This window comes from Magnetococcales bacterium (assembly GCA_015231925.1).
In the GTDB taxonomy this organism is placed as follows: Bacteria; Pseudomonadota; Magnetococcia; order Magnetococcales; family JADGAQ01; genus JADGAQ01.
In genome coordinates this window covers 1-8,068 of sequence record JADGAQ010000188.1, presented here as the reverse complement: position 1 = coordinate 8,068, position 8,068 = coordinate 1, and the positions used below count along the sequence as shown (strand labels likewise).

Annotated in this window: 8 protein-coding genes; 5 read left to right on the top strand and 3 right to left on the bottom strand. The window is 63.5% G+C overall.

Translation table 11 applies throughout. From position 1 onward, the window contains the following. Positions 1-202: 202 nt before the first annotated feature. Together HQL56_16310 and HQL56_16305 are read right to left on the bottom strand one after the other, a co-directional pair. The gene (locus HQL56_16310; GenBank protein ID MBF0311079.1) at positions 203-658 is read right to left on the bottom strand and encodes a hypothetical protein; all 456 of its coding nucleotides are present in this window, start codon (positions 656-658) and stop codon (positions 203-205) included. A gap of 24 nt (positions 659-682) precedes the next feature. Further along, positions 683-1,822: a hypothetical protein gene (locus tag HQL56_16305; GenBank protein ID MBF0311078.1), complete on the bottom strand. Its 1,140-nt coding sequence runs from the start codon at positions 1,820-1,822 to the stop codon at positions 683-685. A gap of 162 nt (positions 1,823-1,984) precedes the next feature. Between HQL56_16305 and HQL56_16300 the strand changes: the two genes are divergently transcribed. The 3 genes from HQL56_16300 to HQL56_16290 all read left to right on the top strand — a co-directional run bounded on the left by HQL56_16300 (position 1,985) and on the right by HQL56_16290 (position 5,145). Further along, complete coding sequence (locus tag HQL56_16300) at positions 1,985-3,187, top strand: FAD-dependent oxidoreductase (protein ID MBF0311077.1); 1,203 nt, start codon at positions 1,985-1,987, stop codon at positions 3,185-3,187. Between the two features lie 16 nt (positions 3,188-3,203). After that, positions 3,204-4,061: a hypothetical protein gene (locus HQL56_16295; GenBank protein ID MBF0311076.1), complete on the top strand. Its 858-nt coding sequence runs from the start codon at positions 3,204-3,206 to the stop codon at positions 4,059-4,061. A gap of 229 nt (positions 4,062-4,290) precedes the next feature. Further along, positions 4,291-5,145, top strand: coding sequence for a hypothetical protein (locus HQL56_16290; protein ID MBF0311075.1), 855 nt, complete (start codon positions 4,291-4,293; stop codon positions 5,143-5,145). A gap of 29 nt (positions 5,146-5,174) precedes the next feature. On the opposite strand, the gene HQL56_16285 is transcribed toward HQL56_16290, so the two are convergent. Continuing rightward, positions 5,175-5,996, bottom strand: a complete 822-nt coding sequence (locus tag HQL56_16285) for a ferredoxin--NADP reductase (protein MBF0311074.1) — start codon at positions 5,994-5,996, stop codon at positions 5,175-5,177. Between the two features lie 79 nt (positions 5,997-6,075). On the opposite strand from HQL56_16285, the gene HQL56_16280 reads away from it, so the two are divergent. Continuing rightward, positions 6,076-6,663 carry a hypothetical protein gene (locus HQL56_16280; GenBank protein ID MBF0311073.1) on the top strand — a complete coding sequence of 196 codons (588 nt, stop codon included), beginning with the start codon at positions 6,076-6,078 and terminating at the stop codon, positions 6,661-6,663. A gap of 47 nt (positions 6,664-6,710) precedes the next feature. Continuing rightward, on the top strand, positions 6,711-8,003 hold the full coding sequence (locus tag HQL56_16275) for an insulinase family protein (protein MBF0311072.1): 1,293 nt from the start codon (positions 6,711-6,713) through the stop codon (positions 8,001-8,003). Positions 8,004-8,068: the final 65 nt, after the last annotated feature.

Sequence of the window (8,068 nt, the reverse complement as noted above, 5' to 3'; positions counted from 1 at the left end):
CGCCCTGGGACTCTTCCGTTTGCTGTTGACTGCCGACCCCATGGGGTCCAGGGGGGCACCCCTGGGACTTTTCCTTTCGCCGTTGACACGATCATGCTGCACCGTGCAGGGGTTTGAATAGTTACGAAAAGTCAAAAGACAGAACATTTCCTTTTTTTACTTTTCAAAGGATAACATATTGAAAGGCAAAGGATACACCATTTCAGAAAGCCTGCCGCCCCAGCTCTCCCAGTGTACGAGCCGCATCCTCCCGCACCCGGGCGTTGGGATGCTGCAGCAGTTGCGTAGCCAGCCGGGCCACCCGATCGGGCTGCGAGGTCTTGAAACTGCGCTCCATGCTGCGGAAGGAGCGCCACAACAGCGGCACCTCCGTCGCGGACAGGGTGAAACGCTCCAGGAAATCGGCCACCCGGTTGGTGGGATAGAGAGTCAACACCTCCATGGCCCGGAAGCGATAGACATTCATCAGTTGCGGATCGGTCACCACCTCCATGAGGATCAGATCCGCATCCCCGCCCAGTTGTTGCCAACGTTCGGGAATCAGGCGCCATTCGTAGCCCGCCAAAAGGTTCATGACCCGCTGCCGGTCGGGCTCCTGCGCCTGGAGAGTTCCGACGAACATCAACGCCGACAGGGTCAAAAAGACGAAGCGTCTCATTTCACGATCTCTCCCGAAAAGGCGTTATTGCGCAATCGGGGAATAGCGCAAAACATGCTGCTGGTCCGAAGTCAGGGTCGTCTGGTCCGTGCCGGAACTGCCCTGCCAGAACATGAGATTGTGGCCGTCGCTGTTCAGACACTCGCTGAGGGAGTAGAGCCCGTCGCGATTGGTGTCGGTGGTGCATCGGGGGGTGTCATCCAGGATATCGTAGGAGGACCCGTCCGATTCGGTGGTGTGGTAAAGCCCCATGAAGTGCCCCATTTCATGAGCGGCGGTATCCCCCAGAAACGAGGTGTCCAGGTTGACGCCCACCAGATGGGCGGAGACGTTGATCAGGAAGCCGTCATAGTTGCCCGCCACGCCCAGGGATCCGGGGATATTGGGCACCAGCCCCAGAAGGGAGGTATCGCCATCGAGAAAGTCTTCGACGAAGAAGAGGTTGACCACACCGGCGCTGCCTTGTGAAATCAGAGCGCCGGTGGTGGAATTATTGTAGTTGGTGCTGACGGAGGCATAACTGCTGCCACTGATCGTTATGGGTGTGTTCACCGTTACGGTGACGCCGTTGTTGGCGTAAGTGGAGCGCAGTCGCTCCATGGCGGCGCTGACCTGGGCGGTGGTGAACCGGGTTCCCGTCAGATAGGGCTGCACGGTGACGTAGGCCCCGCCGGAAAGAGTGCCGGCGCGCGTGGAAACACTGACGCTGAAGGTGCCTCCGGAGGAGGAGTTGCTCTGCAACCAGTATTGCCACTGCCCGGTGGTGACGCTCACGCCGGGTTTCTGGGGCACCAGGAGGTTGCAGTATTGGGCCCCTGTCGGACAATCGGCATGGCTGATGCTCACCGTTGAACCGTTCGGATCCTTCAGGGCGTTGAAACGGGTGCGGGTGCCCACACTGGAACCCTGCAGATGCAAAACGAAGGAGAGGGCATTGGCGGGCAGGGTGAGGAGCCCCGCATCGGATTGGTAGACCCCCCCTCCGAGGGCGGTGTTGAAAGCGGTGGAGGGCGTGGAACCCGGGGCTGCGGTGGTCAGGGTGGAGGAACCCCGACCGGAGGAGCTGCCCGAAGAACTGCCGGAAGAACCGCTCGAAGAGGAGTAGCCCCCGCTATCACCACCACCTCCGCCTCCGCAGGAGGCCAGGAGCAGGGAGAAGACCAACAGGCCAATTGGTCCTGTTCTTGCAGAAATCTTCGCAGGTGGACAGGAATGCGGCATGTCCGGGCTCCCTTTCCATGGAAACGATACGTCTGCAAATAGCCTGCCGGTACCGGAAAGTCAATACTGGACGAAGGCGGACCACGTAAAGAAATGTCGTGAGATATGTGGAAACCGGTTGATTTTCTGGTGGTCGGCGGGGGTGTCATCGGCTTGAACCTGGCCCTGGGCTTGCGTCGCCGCTTTGCCGGGGCCCGCATCCGCCTGCTGGAAAAGGAGGCCACCTGGGGTTGGCATGCCAGCGGTCGCAACAGCGGGGTGCTGCACGCCGGCTTCTACTACGGCGCCGACAGCCTGAAGGCCCGGTTCTGCCGGGACGGCAACCGGGAGCTGCAGGAGTACTGTCGGGAGCGGCATCTGCCGCTGGATCGTTGCGGCAAACTGGTGGTGGCTCGCAGCGCCTCCGACTGGCCCGCACTGGAGATTCTGCGCCAGCGGGGTCAAGAGAATGGCGTCCGCCTCGAAGAGGTGAACGAAGAGGAGGCGCGTCGGCTCGAACCCCGGGCCAAAACGGTCGGCAAGGCCCTCTTCTCCCCCGATACCGCCACCATCGACGCCATGGCGCTGCTGCATGCCCTGGTGGGAGAGGCGCGGCAGGCGGGAATCGAGTTGCTTCCGGGGGTGGCCTGGCTGGGCGGTCGTGGCCAAAGCACCCTGACCAGCGCGGGCCGGATGGGTTGCGGCTACCTGGTCAATTGCGCCGGGCTGCATGCGGACCGCATCGCCTGGGCTTACGGCTTCGGTGCGAACCTGGCCATTCTGCCCTTCAAGGGGCTCTATCTGTACGGCGATGCCCGGGCGGGCCCCCTGTCGCGGCATGTCTATCCGGTGCCGGATCTGGACTATCCCTTTCTGGGGGTGCATTGCACCCGCACGGTGGATGGCCGGATCAAGCTGGGACCGACGGCCATTCCCGCCTTCTGGAGGGAACACTACCAGGGCTGGTCGCGGTTTTCGCCCGCAGAAGCCCTGGAAGTGAGCGGGCGCATGGCGGGGTTGTGGTGGCGCAACGACTTCGCCTTCCGCCGCCTGGCCCGTCAGGAGATGGGCAAATGGTCCCGGCGGACCCTGACCGGTCTGGCGGGCGAACTGGTCGGCGGCATCGAGGCCGGTGCTTTCACCACCTGGGGTCGTCCGGGATTGCGGGCGCAACTGGTGGATGTGGGGCAAAAGCGCCTGGAGATGGACTTTCGCTGGGAAGGCGACGATCGTTCCTTCCATGTCCTCAACGCCGTCTCCCCGGGTTTGACCTGTTCCATGCCGTTTGCGCGTTATCTGGTGGATCGGATCAATGGCTTGTTATCCTGAAGAGACGGGAAAGAACGTGAACAAGCAACGGATATTCTGGGGCCTCGGCCTGTTGGCCTGCCTGCTCGGTCTGCGGGATGCGTCGGCGGAGGCCGTGCATCGTCGCGGTTGCGACTACCCCCTCAAGGGCGTTTCGGTCTGCTGGGAGGCCACGGGCGATCCGGACCTGCCCTTCGCCCCCTTCAAGGAGCTGCACCTGCTGCCGGTGGGCTGGCAACGCGGCGGCAACGAGGAGATTCTCGGGGATTACACCCGGACCCTCTATCGTCAGTTCCTGCCGGGCAATCTGGCCACGGATCTGATTCAGGAGTGGCGTCCCGCTTTCACCCTGGAACAGGCCATGGCCCTGGTGCGCAAGGAGCAGTGGCCGGCGGCCCTGTGGGTGGTGCCGCGCCTGCTGCGGGAGAGCAGCGCCACCAGCTCCGGCGTGGTGGACTGGGAATTGCATTTCATTTCCGGCGAAAAAGGGGTACACCCCCTGCGCACCATGCGGGTGCGGGTGGAATCCCTGCCGGAGGTCAAGCGAACCAACAAGGAAAACGTGGCCACCCTGGGCGGCATGGCCCTGGTGACGCCCCTGGCCATCACCGCACCGGTGCAGACCCTGGGCGCCCTGGTTGCCGCGGACGCCTTGTCCAAGGACAAGCCCCCGCTGGCCGGGCAACCCCTGGAGCTGCTGACGGAACTGGCCGCCCGGCAGGTCATGCAGGTGGTGCAGTATCCCATGGATGAACTGGCCAACCGTCCCGTGGCGGGGCCTCCCCAGGAAAAGAGTCTGGGAACCCAGGCGGCGGACTGGACCCGGGAACGGCTGACCCATCCCCCCGATCCCCGGTATCTGTTGCAGCCGCAACCGGCCAACGGGCATCCGTGATTTTCGATATGGTCGCCGAGGGCGTTGCAAAACGCCCTCGGAGAAAACCGGGATAATTTTTTTATCCTTTGCTTTTCAATATTTAATCCTTTAGAAAGCAAAAAAGAAAATGCTCTATCCTTTGACTCGGTTGTCAAAGGGCTGAATAAATAACCAAGGGAATTTTCCCTGACCCCGCCGGAGGGGATGATTCCCGCCGGATCCCCGAACTATTGGAAAGTCATCGATCATGCTGCGTCCCCTGACCGGTCCGTTATGGGCCTTTGATGCCGAATGGATTCCGGACCCCCGCGCCGGTCGTCTGCTCTACAAGCTGCCGGCGGAGACCGACGAGGCGGAAGTGATGGCGGAAATGTGGCGCCAGGGCGGGGCCACGACGGAAAATCCCCGTCCCTATCTGAAAACGGCCCTGTGCCGGCTGGTCTCCGTGGCGGCGGTGGTGCGCACCCAGGATCGCAACGGGCAGCCTACGATCACCATGGCCTCCCTGCCCAATCCGCCCCACGACGTGGCCCGTCACAGCGAACGGGAGGTGGTGGAGCGTTTTCTGCACGCTTTGGGACGGGACAAGCCGGTTCTGGTCGGGTTCAACTCCCTGGCGGCGGATATCCGCATTCTGGTGCAGCGGGGGGTGATTCTGGGCCTGCGGGCCGCCGATTTCTGCGCCCGCCCCCGCAAACCCTGGGAAGGGGTGGACTATCTGGCGCGCGGCAGCGACTGGAACATCGACCTGCGGGATCTGCTCTCTCCGGGTTTCGGGCCGGGAACCCCCTCGCTGCACGAAATGGCGGTGCAGTGCGGCATCCCCGGCAAGATGGATGTGGACGGACAACAGGTGCCGGATCTGTGGCTGGCCGGACGCCTGAACAAGATCGTCTCCTACAACGAGTTCGACGCCTTGACCACCTACCTGTTGTGGTTGCGGCTGGCCCACTTCTCCGGCCTCTTTTCCACCGCCCAGTACGAGGTGGAACAGCAGGCGGTGGAGGCCTTCCTGATACACGAAGGCGAACGGGAAGGGGGACGCCCCCACTTCCTGGAATATCGGCGGGCCTGGGAACAATTGCGCGTTGCCGGAGTCTGAAGGTCGAGTGGTATTCTGTTTTTGGCGGTTCACCAATAGCGTTCCGCATGCAGCGTGCCCGGTTCGCGGGGCTTTCCGGGGTCGAAGCCCTGTTCACCCAGGATGCGCAGACCATCTTCCACCAGTTGGGGATGGCCGCAGAGAAAGATGTGGCACTCCCCCGGAACGAGGGTAAAGCCGCAGCGGGCGGACAAGGCCGGGAGATCTTCCAGCCAGGGGGTCAGACGGCCGGTCAGTCCGCTCCAGGCGGTATCCTCCCGGGGTCGGGAGACCACCGGGATATAGCGGAACCGGGGGCATGCGTGTTGCAACGCCTCCAGATCGTTGCGATACCCCAGGTCCCAGGAGAAGGCCGCCCCGTGCAGAACCGCCATGGGACGCGACGGCCCCCCCTCCCCCAGGGCCAGGGAGCGCAGCATGCTCATGTAGGGCGCCAGGCCCGTGCCGGTGGCCACCAGCAGAATGTTGGCCCCCTCGGGAACCCGGTCCAGGGTGAACAGGCCCTTGGGATCCCGGTTCATGAACAGCCGGTCCCCCTCCTGGCGGGTGAAGAGGCGTGGCGTCAAAACGCCATCGCTGACCAGGGCGATGTAAAACTCCACCTCCTCCGTGTGTTGCGAGGCGGAGCTGATGGAGTAGGTGCGTTTGACCAGACGATCGGCCTTTTCCGGAAGCACCTCTTCCGGTTCGGTATCGGCGCGTCGGGGCGTGGCCCGGGTCAGACCCAGGACCAGGAACTGGCCGGGGGTGAATTCGGGCAGAGGGGCATCGGGACGGATGCGGAAAATGGCCAATCGCGACGAAATGTCGATGCGTCGCACAAGGGTGGCGTTGTAGGCATCTTCGGACATGATGACAAGGACTCCCTGGCAACGGGGATGGGAAACGGTTCCGCTCAACCTTCAAACAAGAGCGTGGAGTATCACACCCATGACATACTTCGAACATCTGGGCAAGATGGAAGTGGTGCGCATCCTCCTGGAAAAGGAAGGCCGGGTTCTGCTGTGCCTGGATGCCACCAGCCGGGGCGTGGACGTGCCGCGTCGCTTCGCCGCCGATCCGGGTCTGCGTCTGATCCTCAACCGGCAGATGCCCCAACCCATCGAAATCGGCGCGGACACCATCGAATCCGAACTGCGTTTCGGCGGCATTCCCCACTATTGCGTCATCCCCTATTCCGCACTGTGGGGCGCGTTCAATCCCGATACGGGCCACGGCACCCTGTGGCCCAACTCCATGCCCGACGCCATCCGGCGCAATTACGAACGTTACCAGTCCCTGCCCGCGCCCGCCTTCGAACAACAGGCCCAGGAGGCCCGTGGCGGCGAAGCCGCGTTGGGTTTCCAGCGCAAGGTGACCACCATGCGTCGTCCTCCGGGTCGCGAGATTCCGCCACCCGTGAAGGAGAAGCCCCACCTGGAGCTGGTGCAGGGGGATGCCCCCGTCGAGGAGGGTGAACTCGAAGGGCCGTACAACCCCCGGAAGAAGAATGCCCCTCATCTCCGGCTGGTGAAATAGCCTTGTTCTCTCCCCCTCCGGAAGACGATCGTATGGATCCGCCGGACATGCCGCTGCTCGTGGAGCAGCGTCTGCCCAACGGATTGCGGGTCATCACCCTGCCCATGCCCTGGCTGCACGAAGCGGAAATCGCCCTGGTGGCGCGGGCCGGCTCCCGTTTCGAGGCACCGCAGGAAGCCGGGCTGGCCCATTTTCTGGAACATATGCTCTTCAAGGGAACCGGCGCCATGCCGGATCCCACCCGTTTCCACCGCTGCCTGGACGCCCTGGCCGCCGATGTCAACGGCGCCACCAGTCCGGAGCAGGCCCTCTATTGGATCAGCCTGCCGCCGGCCCATCTGGAAGCCGGAGGCCGGCTTTTCGCCGCCCTCTTCACCGATCCCGCCTTTTCCGATCTGGAAACGGAGCGTTGTGTGGTGCTGGAAGAGATGCGGGAGGACGAAAACGACCGGGGCGAGCTGGTGCAACCCGCGTTGATGAGCGCCCCGCTGCTGTGGCCGGGGCATGCCCTGGCCCGATCCGTGCTGGGCACGCCCGCCACCCTGGCCCGACTGGATACCGACGCTCTGCGTCGCCACCTGGCCCGCCATTACGGCGCCGTCAACCTGGCTTTGGCCTTTACCGGTCCCGTCACTCCGGAACGCACCCTGCCCCTGGCCCAGGCCATGCTGGGCTCCCTGCCTCCCGGCACCCGGCACTTTTTGCCGCCTCCGCCCCCCATGACCCCCGGTCCCCATTGGCTGGCGGCGGACGATACCACCTCTCAGCTCGATCTGGTTCTCTTCTTTCGCACCGATGACTGGGGCGGATTGACCTATCATCCGGGCGCCGCCTGTCGTCGTCTGCTGGATGACGGACTCGCCTCCCGCCTGCAGGTGGCCATCCGGGAACAGCGTGGTCTGGCCTACGAGGTCTGGGCCGCCTTCTCCCCTTATGCCGATACCGCTCTGCTCGAAATTGGCGCCACCGTCTCCCCCACCAATTTCGAACGGGTTTTCGCCCTGTTGCTCGATCAGCTTTACGGGCTCGGCGAAACACCCCCCTGCAACGACGAGTGGCAACGGTTGCTGACCCGTTGGCGTGCCGATTTGGAGCGCACGCTGGATCATCCCGGCGATCTCATCGATCGTTTCGTCACCGATATTCTCTTCGACCTGCCGGAGACCCTGCCGGAGGCGTGGACGCGGATTCGCGCCCTGTCTCCGGAGGATATCACCCGGCAGGTCAGGTCGTTGCTGCGCCCCTCTTCCCTGGTGGTCACTCTGGTCGGTCCACGCGCCAAATCCCTGTTGCCCTCCCTGAAGGCCATTTTTGCCGCTCATCCCTTTGCCGGACTCTGAAATTTCCGAATGTACGGGGGTTCGGGGGGGATTATCCCCCCCGACGGGTCCAGGGCAGCGCCCTG